The sequence below is a fragment of the Pseudomonas sichuanensis genome (genome assembly GCF_003231305.1).
In the GTDB taxonomy this organism is placed as follows: domain Bacteria; phylum Pseudomonadota; class Gammaproteobacteria; order Pseudomonadales; family Pseudomonadaceae; genus Aquipseudomonas; species Aquipseudomonas sichuanensis.
In genome coordinates this window covers 45363-63916 of the sequence record NZ_QKVM01000006.1, presented here as the reverse complement: position 1 = coordinate 63916, position 18554 = coordinate 45363, and the positions used below count along the sequence as shown (strand labels likewise).

Below are 18554 nucleotides of genomic sequence, written 5' to 3'. Positions count from 1 at the left end.
CGGCGGCAGATAAGGCACGAATCGACCTAGACACAGCACAGCGTAGGCCATTTGCCATAGCTGCGGCGTGCTTTTTGAAGGCGGGAATTCATGCCCTTGCTCAGGCAAAGACCGTGGGAGCGGGCTTGCCCCGCGATTACCGTGGCGCTTGTATCGCGGGGCAAGCCCGCTCCCACGCAGCCCGCACAGCCGGGGCATTATTCACAGGCGTGAAAAGCCTCACACAGAACGGCTTCAGGTCTGCTGCAGATGCCCGTACAGCTTGGCGTACAAGCCACCTTCGGCGATCAGTTGCTGGTGATCGCCATCCTCGGCTACATGCCCGCCATCGAACACCAGCACCCGGTCGGCCTGTTTCACCGCCGACAGCCGGTGGGCGATGATCAACGTGGTGCGCCCGCTGAGGAAACGCGCCAAAGCCTGGTGCAGGTTGTACTCGGTGGCGGCATCCAGCGCCGAGGTGGCCTCGTCGAGAATCACCACCTTGGGCTCGGCCAGCACCATGCGCGCAATCGCCAGGCGCTGGCGCTGGCCACCGGACAGGCGTACCCCGGAGCGGCCGACCACGCTGTCCAGGCCCTGGGGGAGTGCCGCGATGGTGGCATCCAGCTGGGCGATACGCAGCGCATGCCAGCAAGCGTCGTCGCTGCAGTCGCGGCCCATGGTCAGGTTGGCGCGCACGCTGTCGTTGAACAGCGACGGATGCTGCAGCACCACCGCGACGTGCTCGCGCAGGGTCTCCAGGCCGATTTCCTGAAGGCTCGCACCACCAAAGCGGATGGTCCCGGCCTGGGCGCTGTACAGCCCCAGCAACAGTTGCACCAGGGTGCTCTTGCCACCCCCACTGGCGCCGACGATCGCCACCTTCTCACCCGGGGCGATGGACAGGTTCAACTGGTCCAGCACCGGCTCTTCGGCATAGGCAAAACGCAGGTCACGCACCTCGATCCCCACCGTCTCACGCCCGGCGAACGGGTCGCTGGCCGCCGGGTACTGCGGCTCGTCGGCGCGCGCCAGCAGCTCGTTGAGCCGGCTCAAGGCGCCGCCTGCTGCGTAGTAGGCGTACTGCAGGTTGAGCAATTGCTCCACCGGGCCGATCATGAACCACAGGTAGCTGAACACCGCCAGCATCTGGCCGATGGACAGGTCGGAGAACAGCACGGTGAGCATGGCGGCGGCACGGAAGATATCGATGCCGAACTGGAACAACAGCCCGCTGGCGCGGCCGCTGGCATCGCTTTTCCACTGCGAAGCGACGGCGTAGTCGCGCACCTCGCGGGCCCGCAGGCCAAGGCGGCCGAGGAAATAGCCCTGGCGGTTGCCGGCGCGGATCTCCTGGATCGCATCGAGGGTTTCGGTCAATGCCTGGGTGAAGCGTGCAGTGCTGTCGTTCTCGAGCTTTTTCAGGTGCTTGACGCGTTTGCCCAACTGCACGGTGAAATAGATCACCAGCGGGTTGAACAGCAGGATCAGCAGCGCCAGTTGCCAGTGCATCCAGATCAGGATCGCCGCCGTGCCGGTGAGTGTCAGCACCGCCACCAGGAAACGGCTGAGGGTTTCGCCGACGAACTTGTCGAGGGTATCCAGGTCGGTGACCAGGTGCGTGGTCACCGTGCCGCTGCCCAGGCTTTCATACTCCTGCAGCGAGATGCGCTTGAGCCGCTCGATCAGGCGGATGCGCAAGCGGTAGACAATATCCTTGGCCAGGCCCGCGAACAGCTTGGCCTGGACCACGTTGAAGGCCAGCGCTGCCAGGCGCAGGGTCAGCGTGGCGCAGAGCATCAGGCCGATATAACCGGCGGCCACCTGCCAGCCGCTGGGCAGCAGGTGGTTCATCCATTTGAGCGCGGCATCGCCATGCCCCAGCAACACTTCGTCCACCAGCAGCGGCAGCAGCAAGGGGATCGGCACACTGCACAGGGCGGCGAACACGGCCACCAGGTTGGCGCTCCACAGGGCTTTCTTGTGGTGAAGAGCCAGGCGGCGGATTTCCGCCCAGCTCAAGCGATCGGGCACAGCGGGGGGCTTCCCGGGAACAGGGTCTGGCGACCCAGGCAGGTCAAGCACAAACGGCCTGCTGCAGCCAGCGGCCGAGCAAGGGTTGCAGGCTCTGCAGCGGCTGATAGCCGTTGGTCAGCAGGGCCAGCTGGCCGTTACGCTCGGCCAGCAGCGTGGGGAAGCCGGCGATGCCCAGGTCCTGCACCCAGGCGAAATCGGCCGTGGTGGCGGTGCGGGTGTCGTGGCTGGCGAAGCGCAGGGAGAACGCCTCCCGATCGAACCCGGCCTGTTCGGCCAGCTCGACCAGTTGCGGGGCACGGGTGACATCCACGCCCTGCTCGTAGAACGACGCCTGGATCAGCTTGAGCAGGCTCCAGGCACGTTGCTCGTCCAGCTCACGCGCCGCAACCAGGGCGCGGCAGGCGGGCTCGGTGTCGTAGACGAAACCGTCAGGCATCGCGCCGTCAAAACGGAACGGTTGCCCGGTGGCGTCATGCACCGCCTGCCAATGCTCGAGGATGTACTTGCGGGTCGAGGCGTCCAGGGCGCTGCCGCCGGTACGCAAGCCGCCCGGTACCAGGCGGGTGCTGACACCGGCCTCGCGCGCCTGGGCGATCAGCGCTTCGGCCACCGGGGCGAAACCCCAGCACCAGGAGCACATCGGGTCCATCACATAGAGCAGGCGTGCGGACATGCATCAGGCCTCGGCTTTGTAGTTGAAACCGATCGGGTGCGGCTGGTTGCGCGCCTTGGCCAGCTCGATCTGCTTCTGGCGGTCGATGGCGCTGCGCCGGGTCTTCTCGCTCAGGTTGTCCCAGCAATGCGGGCAGCTCACGCCTGGCGAATAGTGCTCGGACTCACGATCCTTCGCATCGACCGGGTGGCGGCAAGCGTGGCACTGGTCGTACTCGCCTTCGCTCAGGTCGTGACGTACGGTGACCCGGTTGTCGAAGACGAAGCAGTCGCCGTCCCACAGGCTTTCTTCCTGAGGTACTTCCTCGAAGTATTTCAGGATGCCACCCTTCAGATGATAGACCGCTTCATAGCCCTCACCGAGCATGTAGCTCGAGGCTTTTTCGCAACGGATGCCACCGGTGCAGAACATGGCGACCTTCTTGTGCTTGCTGGGGTCGAAGTTGGCCTTGATGTATTCGGGGAACTCGCGGAAGGTCTCGGTCTTCGGGTCGATGGCGCCCTTGAAGGTACCGATGGCCACTTCGTAGTCGTTGCGGGTGTCGATCAGCAGCACTTCAGGGTCGCTGATCAGGGCGTTCCAGTCTTTCGGCTCGACGTAGGTGCCCACTGCCTTGTTCGGGTCCACGCCCGGCACGCCGAGGGTGACGATCTCTTTCTTGAGTTTGACCTTGGTGCGGTAGAACGGCTGTTCGTCGCAGTACGACTCTTTATGGTCGACGTCCACCAGGCGCGGGTCGTTGCGCAGCCAGGCCAGCAGCCCGTCGATGCCTTCACGGGTGGCCGACACGGTGCCGTTGATACCTTCATGGGCCAGCAGCAGGGTGCCTTTGACGCCGTTCTCAAGCATGGCATTGAGCAGCGGCTCGCGCAGCTCGAGGTAGTCTTCCAGGGTGACGAACTTGTACAGCGCCGCCACGACGATCGGTTGGGTCATTGCGTTGAATCTCCAGGTGGTTGCCCTCGTAAGGGGCGGACCGGAATGACAAAAACGACTGTACCGACGCCATCGCGGGGCAAGCCCGCTCCCACGGGCTATAGCGTGGGAGCGGGCTTGCCCCGCGATGGCGTCGGTACGGTATATACAGGGGGCGGCAGTCTACCAGAATCCCAGGGAGGATTCAGTGCCCGCCGCCCGCACACACCGGCGAAGCCGGCGCACTGCCCACCTGCGCCCACTCGTCGGGGGTGTAGGTGTGAATGGCCAGGGCGTGAATTTCGCCCATCAGCTCGCCCATGGTGGCGTAGACCTTCTGGTGACGCTTGACGCTGTTCAGCCCGGCGAACTGCTCGCTGACCAGCACCGCCTTGTAGTGCGTCTCCTGGCCACGGCTGTGCATGTGGCTTTCGTTGAGCACTTCAAGGTGCGCGGTGCCCAGCGGCGCCAGTTGCTGTTCGATGCGTTGCTGCATGCTCATCGCGATGGGCTCACTTCTTGGCCGGGGCCTTGCCGGCGTTCGGGTCGAGTTCCTTGGTCATGTCGTCGAGCAGCTTGTTGACCACCGGTACCGCAGGCTCGAGGCTCTGCTGGGTGAGCTGGGCCGACTGCTGGGTGACCTTGGGCATTTCGCGCAGGACTTTCTTGCCCAGCGGCGACTCGTAGAACTTGACCAGGTCGTTCAGCTCGCCTTCGGTGAAGGTGGCGGTGTACAGGTCGACCATCTTCGGCTTGAGCTTCTTCCAGCCGATGGCGTTGTCCAGGGCGGCGTTGGCCTTGGCCTGGTAGCTGTCGAGTACGGTTTTCTTGGAGGCCGGCGCCTTGGTCTGCTCGAAGCGCTGGGCGAACATCTGCTGGACCTGCATGTACACCGGGGTGCCCAGCTTGTCGGCGTTGGCCAGGGTCAGGAACTTCTCGGCGGCGGCATTGTGGCTGGGGGTGGCAGCGAGTACCTGGCCGCTGGCACAGACCAGGGCTACGGCGGCACAGAGGACACGGAGACGGGTCATTGCATTTCCTTCAAGAAAGGGAGGCGGGTACCTCAGAGTAGAGCATTCTGCGCTGTGATGGCGAAGTGCTCAAGGGCTACGACGAGCGTGGGAACCGCTTGGTCGAATCAGGGCCTAAACTGCGAATTCGGACTACAAAGGAGTGAGCGCAGCATGAGCCGTATCGAGACAGACAGCCTGGGCCCGGTGGAAGTTCCGGAGCACGCCTACTGGGGCGCGCAGACCCAGCGCTCGCTGATCAACTTCGCCATAGGCAAGGAACGCATGCCCCTCGCGGTGCTGCACGCCCTGGCGCTGGTCAAGAAAGCCGCGGCGCGGGTCAACGATCGCAACGGCGACCTGCCCGCCGACATCGCCCGGCTGATCGAGCAGGCCGCCGACGAAGTGCTCGACGGCGAACACGACGATCAGTTCCCGCTGGTGGTCTGGCAGACCGGCAGCGGCACCCAGAGCAACATGAACGTCAACGAGGTGATCGCCGGGCGCGCCAACGAGCTGGCCGGCAAAGGCCGTGGCGGCAAGGTGCCGGTCCACCCCAACGATCACGTCAACCGTTCGCAAAGCTCCAACGACTGCTTCCCCACCGCCATGCACATTGCCGCCGCCCAGGCCGTGCACCACAAACTGCTGCCGGCCATCGCCGAACTGTCATCCGGGCTGGCCGAGCTGTCGGCGCGCCACCAGAAGCTGGTCAAGACCGGCCGCACGCACATGATGGACGCCACGCCGATCACCTTCGGCCAGGAAGTCTCGGCCTTCGTCGCCCAGCTCGACTATGCCCAGCGCGCCATCCGCGCCACCCTGCCGGCGGTCTGCGAGCTGGCCCAGGGCGGTACGGCGGTGGGCACCGGGCTCAACGCCCCGCATGGGTTTGCCGAGGCCATCGCCGCCGAGCTTGCGGCCCTCTCCGGCCTGCCCTTCATCACCGCACCGAACAAGTTCGCCGCCCTCGCCGGCCACGAGCCGCTGACCAGCCTGGCCGGCGCGCTGAAAACCCTCGCGGTGGCGCTGATGAAGATCGCCAACGACCTGCGCCTGCTCGGCTCCGGCCCGCGTGCGGGGCTGGCCGAAGTACGCCTGCCGGCCAACGAGCCCGGCAGCTCGATCATGCCCGGCAAGGTCAACCCGACCCAATGCGAGGCGCTGTCGATGCTGGCCTGCCAGGTGCTGGGCAACGACGCGGCCATCGGCTTTGCCGCAAGCCAAGGGCACCTGCAGTTGAACGTTTTCAAGCCGGTGATCATCCACAACCTGCTGCAGTCGATCGAGCTGCTGGCCGATGGCTGCCGTAACTTCCAGCAGCACTGCGTGGCCGGCATCGAGCCCGATGCCGGGCAGATGGCCGAGCACCTGGAGCGCGGGCTGATGCTGGTGACGGCGCTCAACCCGCACATCGGTTATGACAAGGCCGCGGAAATCGCCAAGAAGGCCTACAGCGAAGGCAAGACCCTGCGCGAGGCGGCACTGGAGCTGAAGTACCTGACCAACGAACAGTTCGACCAGTGGGTAAGGCCGGAGAACATGCTGGCGCCAGGCGGCAAGGGCTGAAACCTATCGCGGGGCAAGTCGCAGCGGCGCACCGCCGCTCCCACGCTGGGCTTGCCAAAAAGTTGGAAAGCAATACAACTCTTGGGGGAGGTCCAACGTGGGAGCGGCGGTGCGCCGCTGCGACTTGCCCCGCGATGGGCTTTCAGCCGAGCTGCGCCCGCCGCGCCTTCCACCCCGCCACCAACGATGGCCCCAACGCCACCAGCGCCGACCCCAGCACCACCGTCACCGCCCCGAGATACCCCAGCGCATTGATATCCTCGGCATGCACGTAGTCCGGCCAGAGCCAGGCCGCGATCGCCACCGCAGTGAACGTGACCAAAGGCGTCAACGCCAAGGTCGCGCTCACCCGCGAGGCCTCCCAGTGCGCCAGGGCCTCGGCGAAGGCGCCATAGGCCACCAGCGTGTTGAGGCAGCAGGCCAGCAGCAACCAGCCCTGCACCGGGCTCAATTGCAGGGCCTCCAACGGGTGCACCCAGGGCGTCAGCAGCAGGGCGCAGCCCAGGTACATCACCATCATCACCTGCTGCGACCCCCACACCGTCAGCAATTGCTTCTGGCTCAGGGCGTAGAACACCCAGATGCTGGTGGCCAACAGGATGGTCAACACCCCGGTGGTGTAGGCACCCAGCGAGGTCAGCAATTCTTCCAGGCGCTGGTTGAAGAACAGCCCGAAGCCCGCCAGCAGCACCACCAGGCCAATGCCCTGCCCCAGGCTGAAGCGCTCCTTGAACACGAACACACTGGCCACCAGCAACAACACCGGCCCCAGTTGCACCACCAGTTGCGCGGTCCCGGGGCTGAGCAGCTTGAGGCCGATCAGGTACAGCACATAGTTGCCCAGCAACCCGCCGATGGCGACCAGCATCAGCAGTTTGCCCTTGCCGCCCAGCCGGCCGAACGAAGGCAGGCGTCGACGGGCCGCCAGCCAGGCGAACAGCAGCCCACCGGACACCGCAAGGCGGTACCAGGTGACGGTCACCGGGTCCATCACTTGCAGTACCTGCTTGAGCTTGATTGGCAAGATGCCCCATAGCAGCGCGGTCAACAGGGCGAGCAGCAGGCCGAAGACCCAACGGCCGGAAGTGATGTGCATGGTGTCCTCGATCAGGCCCGTGGTGGGGGAAACTGGATTCTAAGGGGTTGCAGCGTCGGGCCGAGGACGGGTTGCGGGAAAAGAATTCATCAGGTCATTCCGGTGGGTCATGGCTGAAAACTATCGCGGGGCAAGCCCGCTCCCACGGAGTGGATTGCCCCCAGGGCTGGATGGTGTCCGACTTGTTGGAAGCAGCCCGTCCGTGGGAGCGGGCTTGCCCCGCGATGCCTCACCTACTTCTTGTGCCGGGCAAACGCCGCTTCCAGCGCCTCGTTGATGGTGCGCAACACTTTCACCCGTGCCCAGCGCTTGTCGTTGGCCTCCACCAGGGTCCAGGGCGCGATCTCGGTGCTGGTGCGGTCGACCATGTCGCCCACCGCTTCGCTGTAGAGGTCCCACTTGTCGCGGTTGCGCCAGTCTTCCTCGGTGATCTTGTAGCGTTTGAACGGGATCTGCTCGCGCTCCTCGAAACGCTCAAGCTGGGTCTGCTGGTCGATGGACAACCAGAACTTGACCACCACCACCCCGGCGTTGCGCAGTTGCTCCTCGAAGTCATTGATCTCGCCATAGGCGCGCATCCAGTCGGCCGGGCTGCAAAAGCCCTCGACCCGCTCCACCAGCACCCGGCCGTACCAGGAGCGGTCGAAGATGGTGAACTTGCCGCGCGCCGGAATGTGCCGCCAGAAGCGCCACAGGTAAGGCTGGGCGCGCTCCTCCTCGGTGGGCGCGGCCACCGGCACGATCCGGTACTGTCGCGGGTCGAGCGCCGCCGCCACCCGGCGGATCGCCCCGCCCTTGCCCGCGGCGTCATTGCCTTCGAACACCGCCACCAGCGCATGCCGACGCATGTGTTTGTTGCGCAGCAGGCCGGCCAGGCGCGCTTGCTCGGTGACCAGCTGTTCTTCGTAGTCGCGCTTGTCCAGGCGCAAGGTCAGGTCCAGCGCCCCGAGCAGGCTCTTCTGGTCGATGCTGCGCCCGAGCGGCGCCACATTGCCCAGATGCTTGCCCTTGGGGTTGTTGGCCAGTGCAGCCTGCAGGCTTTCCAGCAGGATGCGCCCCACCGCCAGGCTGCGGTAGTGCGGGTCGAAGCCCTCGACCACGTGCCAGGGCGCATAGTCGCGGCTGGTGCGGCGCAGCACGCGCTCGCCAAAGCGCACGAAACGGTCGTAGGTTTCCGATTGCTGCCAGTCCAGCGGGCTGATGCGCCAGTTGTGCAGCGGGTCGTCCTTCAGCGCCTTGAGCCGCGCCTTCATCTGCTTCTTGGACAGGTGGAACCAGAACTTGATGATCAGCGCGCCTTCGTCGCACAGCATCTGCTCCAGGCGCTCGGCCCCGGCGATGGCCTGGTCGAGCACGGCGTCCTTGAACTGGCCGTGCACCCGGCCTTCGAGCATCTGGCTGTACCAGTTGCCGAAGAACACGCCCATGCGCCCTTTCGGCGGCAGGGCCCGCCAGTAGCGCCAGGCCGGCGGGCGCGCCAGCTCTTCGTCGGTCTGCTGGTCGAAAGTGCGCACCTCGATCAGCCGGGGGTCCATCCACTCGTTGAGCAGCTTGACCGTCTCGCCCTTGCCGGCGCCCTCGATGCCGTTGATCAGCACGATCACCGGGAAACGCCCCTGCTGCTTGAGGTCGTACTGGGCTTCGAGCAACGCCTCGCGCAGGGCGGGCACTTCGGCCTCGTAGGTGTCCTTGTCGATGCTGTGACCGATTTCCGCAGATTCGAACATGCTGGGCTCCTTCATTGGATTAGCAAGACTAGCGGATTACGCGCCAGGCTTCAGGCCCTATCGCGGGGCAAGCCCGCTCCCACGATACATGGCGTGGGAGCGGGCTTGCCCCGCGATGGGGCCAATGCCTTAAAATCGGCCATCCGCCGCAACCGAGCCCCCCATGCCCACCTTCCAGCAACATGCCCAGATCGACTGGGACGAACAGGGCCGCCCCCACTCGCGCCAATACGACGATGTGTATTTCTCCAGGGAGGACGGCATCGACGAAACCGTGCATGTGTTCATCGAGCAGAACCGCCTGCGTCAACGTTTCGCCGAACTGGCGCCACACGCCTGCCTGGTGATCGGCGAGACTGGCTTCGGCACCGGCATGAATTTTTTCTGCGCCTGGCAACTGTTCGACCAGCTGGCCCATGCCGATGCCCGCCTGCATTTCGTCAGTGTCGAAAAGTACCCGCTGACCCGTGACGACCTGGCGCGGGCCATGCAGCTGTGGCCACAGTTCGCCGCGTTCACCGGCCCGCTGCTGGAGCAGTACGTGGCCATCCACCCAGGCTTCCAGCAGTTCAGCCTCGATGGCGGCCGGGTGACCCTGACGCTGATGATCGGCGATGCCCTGGAGCAGTTGCCGCAGCTCGATGCGCGCATCGACGCCTGGTTCCTCGATGGCTTCGCCCCGGCGAAAAACCCGGACATGTGGACCCCCGAGCTGTTCGCCCAGCTGGCACGCCTGTCGCACGCCGGTACCACCCTCGGCACGTTCACCACCACCGGCTGGGTTCGCCGGTCGCTGGTCGAGGCCGGCTTCACCATGAAGAAGGTGCCGGGGCTGGGCAAGAAATGGGAGGTGATGCATGGCCACTACAGCGCTGCACCGGCCGCCCTGCCCGCCCCCTGGTACGCCCGACCGGCTGCACCACCCGGCCCGCGCGAAGCCCTGGTGATCGGCGCCGGCCTGGCCGGCAGTGCCACGGCCGCCAGCCTGGCCGCGCGCGGCTGGCAGGTCAGTGTGCTGGAACGCCACGACGGCCCTGCGCAGGAAGCCTCGGGCAACCCGCAAGGCGTGCTCTACCTCAAGCTGTCCGCCCATGGCACGGCGCTGTCGCAGATGATCCTTGCCGGCTTTGGCTATACCCGCCGCTGGCTGCAGCACCTGCAACGCGGCCAGGCCTGGGATGGCTGCGGGGTATTGCAACTGGCCTTCGACGACAAAGAGGCCGAGCGCCAGGCCAAACTGGCGGCGGCGTTCGACAGCAGCCTGCTGCGGGTGCTGGACCGCGACCAGGCCCAGGCCGTCGCCGGCGTTGCCCTGCCCGCTGGCGGCTTGTTCTACCCCGAAGGTGGCTGGGTGCACCCGCCCGCGCTGTGCCAGGCGCAACTTGGTCAGCCGCGTATTCGCCTGCTGAGCCACGCCAATGTGCTCGAACTGCGCAAGGCCGATGGCCTGTGGCAAGCCTGGGACGGCGAACGCCTGCTGGCCAGCGCGCCGCTGGTGGTGCTGGCCGGTGCCGCCGAGGTACGCAATTTCACGCCCTGCGCCGGGCTGCCGCTCAAGCGCATTCGCGGGCAGATCACCCGCTTGCCGGCCACCGAGGCCAGCCGGGCATTGCAAACGGTGGTGTGCGCCGAAGGCTATGTGGCGCCGCCCCGTGGCGATGAGCACACCCTGGGCGCCAGCTTCGACTTCCACAGCCAGGACACCACGCCCACCCTCGCCGAGCACCAGGGCAACCTGGCGCTGCTGGACGAGATTTCCACTGACCTGGCCGAGCGATTGGCCGTCGGCAAGCTCGATGTCGCGCAGCTGGAAGGTCGCGCGGCGTTCCGTTGCACCAGCCCGGACTACCTGCCCATCGTCGGGCCGGTGGCGGACACCGAGGCGTTCAATGACGCCTATGCCGCGCTGGCCAAGGATGCGCGGCAGGTGCCGGATATCGCCTGCCCGTGGCTTGAGGGGCTGTATGTGAACAGCGGGCATGGCTCGCGCGGGTTGATCACCGCGCCGCTGTCCGGGGAGCTGATTGCGGCGTGGGTCAGTGGTGAGCCGCTGCCGATGCCCCGAGCCGTGGCCGAGGCCTGCCACCCGAACAGGTTCGCGTTGCGCCGGTTGATTCGCGGTAAATGACCAAACCATCGCGGTGCGCCGATGCGACTTGCCCCGCGATGGCCACCGAAGCCATATAACAGATTGATCTAAAACTCCTGCAACCCACCCCGGTCCCTACCTAAGTGCCCTTATTTTGGGCACCTTCCCCAACGGCAAAACCGGTAAGGACTTATGTGCGGATTAGCAGGAGAGTTACGTTTCACCCCCTTCGACCAAGCCCCTCGCCCGGCGGACCTCGCCGCCGTGGAGCGCATCACCCACCACCTGGCGCCCCGCGGCCCGGACGCCTGGGGCTTCCATAGCCAGGGCCCGATCGCCCTCGGCCACCGCCGGCTGAAGATCATGGACCTGTCCGACAACTCGGCGCAGCCGATGGTCGACAACCCCCTCGGCCTGGCCCTGGCCTTCAACGGCGCCATCTACAACTTCCCCGAGCTGCGTGAAGAGCTGCAGGCGCTGGGCTACAGCTTCCACTCCGATGGCGACACCGAGGTGCTGCTCAAGGGCTACCACGCCTGGGGCGCAGCGCTGCTGCCCAAGCTCAACGGCATGTTCGCCCTGGCCATCTGGGAACGCGACAACCAGCGCCTGTTCCTGGCCCGCGACCGCCTCGGCGTCAAGCCGCTGTACCTGTCGCGCAACGGCGAACGCCTGCGCTTCGCCTCGACGCTGCCGGCGCTGCTCAAGGGCGGCGACATCGATCCGATGCTCGACCCGGTGGCGCTCAACCACTACCTCAACTTCCACGCCGTGGTGCCGGCGCCGCGCACCCTGCTGGCCAACGTGCAGAAGCTCGAACCCGGCACCTGGATGCGCATCGACCGCCACGGCGAAGTCGAACGCCAGACTTGGTGGCAACTGCACTACGGGGCCAACCCCGACGAGCAGGAGCTGGACCTGGAAGGCTGGACCAGCCGGGTGCTCGACGCCACCCGCGACGCCGTGGCGATCCGCCAGCGCGCGGCGGTGGACGTGGGAGTGCTGTTGTCCGGCGGGGTCGACTCGAGCCTGCTGGTCGGCCTGCTGCATGAAGCCGGGGTCGACGACCTGTCGACCTTTTCCATCGGTTTCGAGGATGCCGGTGGCGAACGCGGCGACGAGTTCCAGTACTCAGACCTGATCGCCCGCCATTACGGCACCCGCCACCACCAGTTGCGCATCGCCGAGCACGAGATCATCGACCAGCTGCCGGCGGCGTTCCGGGCCATGAGCGAGCCGATGGTCAGCCATGACTGCATCGCCTTCTATCTGTTGTCGCGGGAAGTGGCCAAGCACTGCAAAGGCGTGCAGAGCGGCCAGGGCGCCGACGAACTGTTCGCCGGCTACCACTGGTACCCGCAGGTGGATGGCGCGCAGGACCCGTTCGCGGCCTACCGCGAAGCCTTCTTCGACCGCAGCCACGGCGAATACCGCGACACCGTGCAGGCCCCCTGGCTGCTGGACAACGACGCCGCCGGCGACTTCGTCCGCGAGCACTTCGCCCGCCCTGGCGCGCCGGACGCGGTGGACAAGGCGCTGCGCCTGGACAGCACGGTGATGTTGGTCGACGACCCGGTCAAACGGGTGGACAACATGACCATGGCCTGGGGCCTGGAGGCGCGCACCCCGTTCCTCGACTACCGCCTGGTCGAGCTGTCGGCGCGCATCCCGGCGCGCTTCAAGCTGCCCGATGGCGGCAAGCAGGTGCTCAAGCAGGCGGCGCGGCGGGTCATCCCCCACGAAGTGATCGACCGCAAGAAAGGCTACTTCCCGGTGCCCGGGCTCAAGCACCTGGAGGGCGCGACCCTGGGCTGGGTGCGCGAGCTGCTGACCGACCCCAGCCAGGACCGTGGCCTGTTCAACCCGGCGATGCTCGACCGCCTGCTGAGCAACCCCCATGGCCAGCTCACCCCGTTGCGCGGCTCCAAGCTGTGGCAGCTGGCAGCGCTGAACCTGTGGCTCAGCGAACAAGGAATCTGATCGATGAAAGCCCACGAAATCGCCTACGGCCAGCGCCTGTTGCGCGGCCAGGCGCCGTCCTACGAACGCCTGCAGGCGCGCCTGGCCGGTGACGGCAGCGAGCCCCACGACCAACCCCGCGCCGTGCACTGTGGCTGGGGCCGCCTGCTGATCGGGCACACCTACCCCGACCCGGCCAGCCTGGCCGACGCCCTGCTGCAAGAGCGCGCCGGCGAGCGCGACATCGCCCTGTACGTGGCCGCACCGCAGCAGGTGCTGGCCCAGGCGCCGCAGCAGCTGTTCCTCGACCCTTCCGACACCCTGCGCCTGTGGTTCACCGACTACCGCCCGGCGCAGCGGGTGTTCCGCGGCTTTCGCATTCGCCGTGCGCAGAGCCCGGCGGACTGGCAGGCGGTCAACGCGCTGTACCAGGCCCGCGGCATGCTGCCGCTCGACCCCGGCCTGCTGACCCCGCGCCACCTCGGTGGCCCCGTGTACTGGCTGGCCGAGGACGAAGACAGCCACGCGGTGATCGGCAGCGTCATGGGCCTGAACCACAGCAAGGCCTTCGACGACCCCGAACACGGCAGCAGCCTGTGGTGCCTGGCGGTCGACCCACACTGCACCCGCCCCGGCGTCGGCGAGGTGCTGGTACGCCACCTGATCGAACACTTCATGAGCCGCGGGCTGACCTGCCTCGACCTGTCGGTGCTGCACGACAACCGTCAGGCCAAGCGCCTGTACCAGAAGCTGGGGTTTCGCAACCTGCCGACCTTCGCGGTCAAGCGCAGGAACGGCATCAACCAGCCGCTGTTCCTGGGCCCCGGTCCCGAGGCCGGGCTCAACCCCTATGCGCGGATCATCGTCGACGAAGCGTTGCGCCGCGGCATCGAGGTGCAGGTGAACGATGCCGCCGCCGGGCTGTTCACCCTGAGCCTGGGTGGCCGACGCATCCGCTGCCGCGAGTCGCTCAGCGACCTGACCAGCGCCGTGAGCATGACCCTGTGCCAGGACAAACGCCTGACCCGCCAGGTGCTGCACGACGCCGGCCTGCAGGTGCCGGCGCAGCAGCTGGCGGGCAACGCCGACGACAATCTGGCGTTTCTCGACGAGCACGGCGCGGTGGTGGTCAAGCCGGTGGACGGTGAGCAAGGCCAGGGCGTGGCGGTAAACCTGACCTGCATCGACGACATCGGCCAGGCGGTGGAACTAGCCCGGCGCTTCGACAGCCGTGTGCTGCTGGAGAGCTTCCACCCGGGCAGCGACCTGCGCATCCTGGTGATCGGCTACGAGGTGGTGGCTGCGGCCATCCGCCACCCGGCCCAGGTGATCGGCGACGGCAAGCACAACCTGCGCGCGCTGATCGAGGCCCAGAGCCGCCGGCGCCAGGCCGCCACCGGCGGCGAGAGCCGCATCCCGCTCGATGACGAGACCGAGCGCACGCTCAAGGCGGCGGGCGTTGGCTACGACCATGTACTGCCGGCCGGCCAGCGCCTGGCCGTGCGACGCACCGCCAACCTGCACACCGGGGGGACGTTGGAAGACGTGAGCGAACGCCTGCACCCGGTGCTGGCCGATGCCGCTGTGCGGGCTGCGCGGGCGCTGGAAATCCCGGTGGTGGGGCTCGACTTCATGGTGCGTGATGCCGAGCAGCCGGATTACGTGATCATCGAGGCCAATGAGCGCGCCGGGCTGGCCAACCATGAACCGCAGCCGACCGCCGAGCGCTTTGTCGATTTGCTGTTCGCCCATAGCCGCGCGCCGGCGTAAGCCTGCAAAGGCCTCTTCGCGGGTAAACCCGCTCCCACAGGGACTTCACCCTCCTTGAAGGCGGTGACGTACCTGTGGGAGCGGGTTTACCCGCGAAAGGTCCAGCACAAGATTCGAGGAGTACCCCATGACCGATCGACACCCCGAACCCGATCTCGACTACCTGAAGAAAGTCCTGCTGGAAATGCTCGCCATCCCCAGCCCCACCGGTTTCACCGACACCATCGTGCGCTATGTCGCCGAACGCCTGGACGAACTGGGCATCCCCTTCGAACTGACCCGCCGCGGCACCATCCGCGCCACGCTCAAGGGCCGGCAGAGCTCGCCGGACCGAGCCGTCAGCGCGCACCTGGATACCATCGGCGCCAGCGTGCGGCAGTTGCAGGACAACGGCCGCCTGGCGCTGGCGGCCGTGGGCTGCTGGTCGAGCCGCTTCGCCGAAGGCAGCCGGGTCAGCGTGTTCACCGATACCGGCGTGTACCGCGGCAGCGTGCTGCCGTTGATGGCCAGCGGGCACGCCTTCAACACCGCCATCGACCAGATGCCGATCAGTTGGGAACACGTGGAAGTGCGCCTGGACGCCTACTGCACCACCCGCGCCGACTGCGAGGCGCTGGGCATAGCCATCGGTGATTTCGTCGCCTTCGACCCGCTGCCGGAGTTCACCGAAAGCGGCCATATCAGCGCCCGTCACCTCGACGACAAGGCCGGCGTGGCGGCGCTGCTGGCAGCGCTCAAGGCGGTGGTGGAAAGCGGCCGGCAGCCATTGATCGACTGCCACCCGCTGTTCACCATCACCGAGGAAACCGGCTCGGGCGCGGCCGCCGCCCTGCCCTGGGATGTCAGCGAGTTCGTCGGCATCGACATCGCTCCGGTGGCCCCCGGCCAGGCCTCCAGCGAACATGCGGTGAGCGTGGCCATGCAGGACTCGTCCGGGCCCTATGACTACCACCTGTCGCGCCACCTGCTGAAGCTGGCTGACGACCAGGGCCTGCCGGTGCGCCGCGACCTGTTCCGCTACTACTTCAGCGACGCCCATTCGGCGGTGACCGCCGGCCACGACATCCGCACCGCCCTGGTGGCCTTCGGCTGCGATGCCACCCACGGCTACGAGCGCACCCATATCGACAGCCTGGCGGCCCTCAGCCGACTGCTCTGCGGCTACCTGTTGAGCCCGCCGGTGTTCGCCAGCGATTCGCAGCCGGCCAACGCCTCGCTGGAGCGCTTCAGCCATCAGCTGGAGCACGATGCGCAGATGGAAAGCGACACCCGGGTGCCGGCGGTGGACAGCCTGGTGGGTAACAAGGGGTGAGGTTTTGTGGCGCTGTACGGGCCTCATCGCCGGCAAGCCGGCGCCCACAATTGCATGTGCGCCCCTGTGGGAGCCGGCTTGCCGGCGATTGGCAGGAGCGGCCAATGCGCATCGCACAGCTTGCCCCGCCCTGCGCCACCCCGCACAATGTCAGGCCTTTCTGGCGTCAATCCGCAGGACCCTGCATGAAAATCAACAAACCCACCGCCATCGCCCGGCGCAACGAAGCGCTGGCGCGCCCGGTACTCGACAGCGACAACACCCTGTTCGCCATCCTCGACACCAAGCGCAACCTGTGGTGGTTCGACGTGCCGGTGGCACTGCTGCGCAAAGGCCAGCCCGACTGGGTCAACCTGTTGCTGCACACCCCGGAAACCGACGAACTGCAGCACCTGAAGGTGCCGGTCAACTTCCTGCGTGCTCACCAGGAGCAGATGGAAGTGCGCCACCCCGGCAAGCGCCGCTCCACCATCAGCCTGGCGCTGAGCGCCGACCGCGATTCGTTGCTGCGCGACACCCGCCCGGGTGGCGAGCAACTGGATTTCCGTACCTTCGTGCAGGCCTGATCAGGCCCGCTCGATCCGGTCGTCATGGATGACGATCTTGCCCTGCTTGAACAACGCGCCAATGGCCTTCTTGAAGTTGCCCTTGCTGACGTTGAACATCTGGCTGATCACCGCCGGGTCGCTCTTGTCGCATACCGGCAACACGCCACCGGCCGCCTCCAGGCGCTGCATGATCTGCTCTTGCAGGCCATCGGCCAGTGCTTCGCCCACCGGCTGCAGGCTCAGGGCGATCTTGCCGTCGTGACGCACTTCCTTGATGAAGCCCTTCTCGTGCATGCCTGAACGCAGGAACTTGAACACTTCGTTCTTGTGGATCAGGCCCCAGTGGCGGTTGTTGATGATCGCCTTGAAGCCCATCGGCGTCTCGCCGGCCACCAGCAGCTCGACCGGCTGGCCGACCTTGTAGTCGACCGGGGCGTTGTCCAGGTAGCGATCCAGCTTGGCGGTGGCGGTGATGCGGCGGGTGCGCTTGTCCAGGTAGGCGTGGACCACGCAGTAGTCGCCGATCTTCAGCGGCCGCGACTCTTCCGAGTACGGCATCAGCAGGTCCTTGGACAGGCCCCAGTCGAGGAAGATGCCCGCGCCGTTGATGTCCTTGACCTTGAGGCTGGCGAACTCGCCCACCTGCATTTTCGGCTTCTCGGTGGTGGCGATCAGCTGGTCTTCGCTGTCCAGGTAGATGAACACGTTGAGCCAGTCATCGAGTTCCAGCTCTGCGCCCTTGGGGAAATAGCGCCGCGGCAGCAGGATCTCGCCATCGGCGCCGCCGTCCAGGTACAGGCCGAATTCCACGTGTTTCACGATTTGCAAACTGTTGTAGCGCCCAAGCAGAGCCATTTGTGAAGATCCTCAAGACAAGGCGGCTATTCTAACACCTGACCCGCCCGGCCGCCCGAGCGCACATGCACCGGAACCGCCGCGCGCCCTTTGCGTCTACCGCCTGGCCAGTCCCTGCAAGGATTCGCTCATGCCTGTACGCCTGACCAAAGCCCTGCTCATGGTCGTTGCCCTGGCCCTGGTGCTGGCGGCCTGCAACCGCATCGACCTGGCCTACCGCAACCTCGACCGCCTGGTGCCGTGGTCGCTGGGCGACTACCTGGACATGAACCGCGAGCAGAAGCGCCTGCTCGACGAACGGCTCAAGGAGCAACTGGCCTGGCATTGCCGCACCCAATTGCCCGGCTACCTCGACTGGCTTGACCGGGTGCAAGGGATGGTCGCCAGCGATACCGTCACCGATGCGGCCCTGCAACAGCGCACTGCCGAGGCACGCCAGGCGATCGGACGGGTCGCCGAGCAGATCACCCCTTCCGCCAGCGAGCTGTTGCGCGGCATGAGCGACGCCCAGGTGGCCGAGATGCGCCAGGCGTTTCGCCAGGACATCGACAAGCGCCGGCAAGCCTACGCCCAGACGCCGCTGCCTAAACAGGTCGCACAACGCGCCACGCGCATGGAGAAACGCCTTGAACCCTGGCTTGGCGAACTGACCGCTGAGCAACGCCTGCGGGTGATGAGCTGGTCGCAGGCCTTGGGTGACCAGAACCGTAGCGCAATCGCCAACCGCGCCCACTGGCAACAGCAACTGGCGCTGGCGATGGAGCAACGCGCCTCCCCCGGTTTCGAGCCACGCCTTGCGCAGTTGCTGCAGCGCAAGGAGAGCCTGTGGACGCCGGAGTACCGTCAGGCCTTCCAGAACAGTGAACAGCAGGCACGCAGCCTGCTGGTGGACCTGATGAAACAGAGCAGCCCGGCGCAGCGGCAATTCCTGCAGCAGAAATTGAACAAGGTGCGCACGGATTTCAGTGAGTTGAAGTGCCTGAAAGGGTAAATCAGGCGCATAGAAATTGTG

Annotated in this window: 15 protein-coding genes; 7 read left to right on the top strand and 8 right to left on the bottom strand. The window is 66.3% G+C overall.

Annotated elements, in window-relative coordinates; translation table 11 throughout:
• Nucleotides 1-234: 234 nt before the first annotated feature.
• From DM373_RS04935 to DM373_RS04915, 5 genes are all read right to left on the bottom strand, one after another.
• Nucleotides 235-2067 carry an ABC transporter ATP-binding protein gene (locus tag DM373_RS04935; RefSeq protein WP_110992511.1) on the bottom strand — a complete coding sequence of 611 codons (1833 nt, stop codon included), beginning with the start codon at nucleotides 2065-2067 and terminating at the stop codon, nucleotides 235-237.
• Nucleotides 2060-2692: a DsbA family protein gene (locus tag DM373_RS04930; protein WP_110992510.1), complete on the bottom strand. Its 633-nt coding sequence runs from the start codon at nucleotides 2690-2692 to the stop codon at nucleotides 2060-2062. Before DM373_RS04930 ends, DM373_RS04935 begins: the two co-directional genes overlap by 8 nt.
• 3 nt (nucleotides 2693-2695) lie before the next feature.
• The gene (trhO, locus tag DM373_RS04925) at nucleotides 2696-3628 is read right to left on the bottom strand and encodes an oxygen-dependent tRNA uridine(34) hydroxylase TrhO (RefSeq protein WP_110992509.1); all 933 of its coding nucleotides are present in this window, start codon (nucleotides 3626-3628) and stop codon (nucleotides 2696-2698) included.
• A gap of 184 nt (nucleotides 3629-3812) precedes the next feature.
• Nucleotides 3813-4109 carry a BolA family protein gene (locus tag DM373_RS04920; RefSeq protein ID WP_110992508.1) on the bottom strand — a complete coding sequence of 99 codons (297 nt, stop codon included), beginning with the start codon at nucleotides 4107-4109 and terminating at the stop codon, nucleotides 3813-3815.
• Between the two features lie 10 nt (nucleotides 4110-4119).
• Nucleotides 4120-4638 (bottom strand): DUF2059 domain-containing protein, encoded by a 519-nt coding sequence (locus DM373_RS04915; protein ID WP_110992507.1) that lies wholly within the window; start codon nucleotides 4636-4638, stop codon nucleotides 4120-4122.
• 153 nt (nucleotides 4639-4791) lie between these two features.
• On the opposite strand from DM373_RS04915, the gene DM373_RS04910 reads away from it, so the two are divergent.
• Nucleotides 4792-6186: a class II fumarate hydratase gene (locus DM373_RS04910; RefSeq protein WP_110992506.1), complete on the top strand. Its 1395-nt coding sequence runs from the start codon at nucleotides 4792-4794 to the stop codon at nucleotides 6184-6186.
• A 142-nt stretch (nucleotides 6187-6328) separates the two neighbouring features.
• Here DM373_RS04910 and DM373_RS04905 read toward each other — a convergent pair whose 3' ends face one another.
• Nucleotides 6329-7282, bottom strand: a complete 954-nt coding sequence (locus DM373_RS04905) for a DMT family transporter (protein ID WP_110992505.1) — start codon at nucleotides 7280-7282, stop codon at nucleotides 6329-6331.
• Between the two features lie 233 nt (nucleotides 7283-7515).
• The gene (pap, locus tag DM373_RS04900; protein WP_110992504.1) at nucleotides 7516-9009 is read right to left on the bottom strand and encodes a polyphosphate:AMP phosphotransferase; all 1494 of its coding nucleotides are present in this window, start codon (nucleotides 9007-9009) and stop codon (nucleotides 7516-7518) included.
• A 163-nt stretch (nucleotides 9010-9172) separates the two neighbouring features.
• Between pap and mnmC the strand changes: the two genes are divergently transcribed.
• The 5 genes from mnmC (at nucleotide 9173) to DM373_RS04870 (ending at nucleotide 16705) form a co-directional block, all read left to right on the top strand.
• The gene (gene mnmC, locus DM373_RS04895) at nucleotides 9173-11137 is read left to right on the top strand and encodes a bifunctional tRNA (5-methylaminomethyl-2-thiouridine)(34)-methyltransferase MnmC2/FAD-dependent 5-carboxymethylaminomethyl-2-thiouridine(34) oxidoreductase MnmC1 (RefSeq protein ID WP_110992503.1); all 1965 of its coding nucleotides are present in this window, start codon (nucleotides 9173-9175) and stop codon (nucleotides 11135-11137) included.
• 153 nt (nucleotides 11138-11290) lie between these two features.
• The gene (locus DM373_RS04890) at nucleotides 11291-13078 is read left to right on the top strand and encodes an N-acetylglutaminylglutamine amidotransferase (protein WP_110992502.1); all 1788 of its coding nucleotides are present in this window, start codon (nucleotides 11291-11293) and stop codon (nucleotides 13076-13078) included.
• Between the two features lie 3 nt (nucleotides 13079-13081).
• Nucleotides 13082-14827, top strand: coding sequence for an N-acetylglutaminylglutamine synthetase (ngg, locus tag DM373_RS04885; protein ID WP_110992501.1), 1746 nt, complete (start codon nucleotides 13082-13084; stop codon nucleotides 14825-14827).
• Between the two features lie 127 nt (nucleotides 14828-14954).
• Nucleotides 14955-16139 (top strand): osmoprotectant NAGGN system M42 family peptidase, encoded by a 1185-nt coding sequence (locus DM373_RS04875; protein WP_110992500.1) that lies wholly within the window; start codon nucleotides 14955-14957, stop codon nucleotides 16137-16139.
• Nucleotides 16140-16324: 185 nt separating this feature from the next.
• Complete coding sequence (locus DM373_RS04870) at nucleotides 16325-16705, top strand: hypothetical protein (RefSeq protein WP_110992499.1); 381 nt, start codon at nucleotides 16325-16327, stop codon at nucleotides 16703-16705.
• Here DM373_RS04870 and DM373_RS04865 read toward each other — a convergent pair whose 3' ends face one another.
• Nucleotides 16706-17542, bottom strand: a complete 837-nt coding sequence (locus DM373_RS04865) for a CvfB family protein (protein WP_110992498.1) — start codon at nucleotides 17540-17542, stop codon at nucleotides 16706-16708.
• 130 nt (nucleotides 17543-17672) lie between these two features.
• Here DM373_RS04865 and DM373_RS04860 point away from each other — a divergent pair, with 130 nt between their 5' ends.
• Nucleotides 17673-18533, top strand: coding sequence for a DUF6279 family lipoprotein (locus DM373_RS04860; RefSeq protein WP_110992497.1), 861 nt, complete (start codon nucleotides 17673-17675; stop codon nucleotides 18531-18533).
• Nucleotides 18534-18554 lie beyond the last annotated feature (21 nt).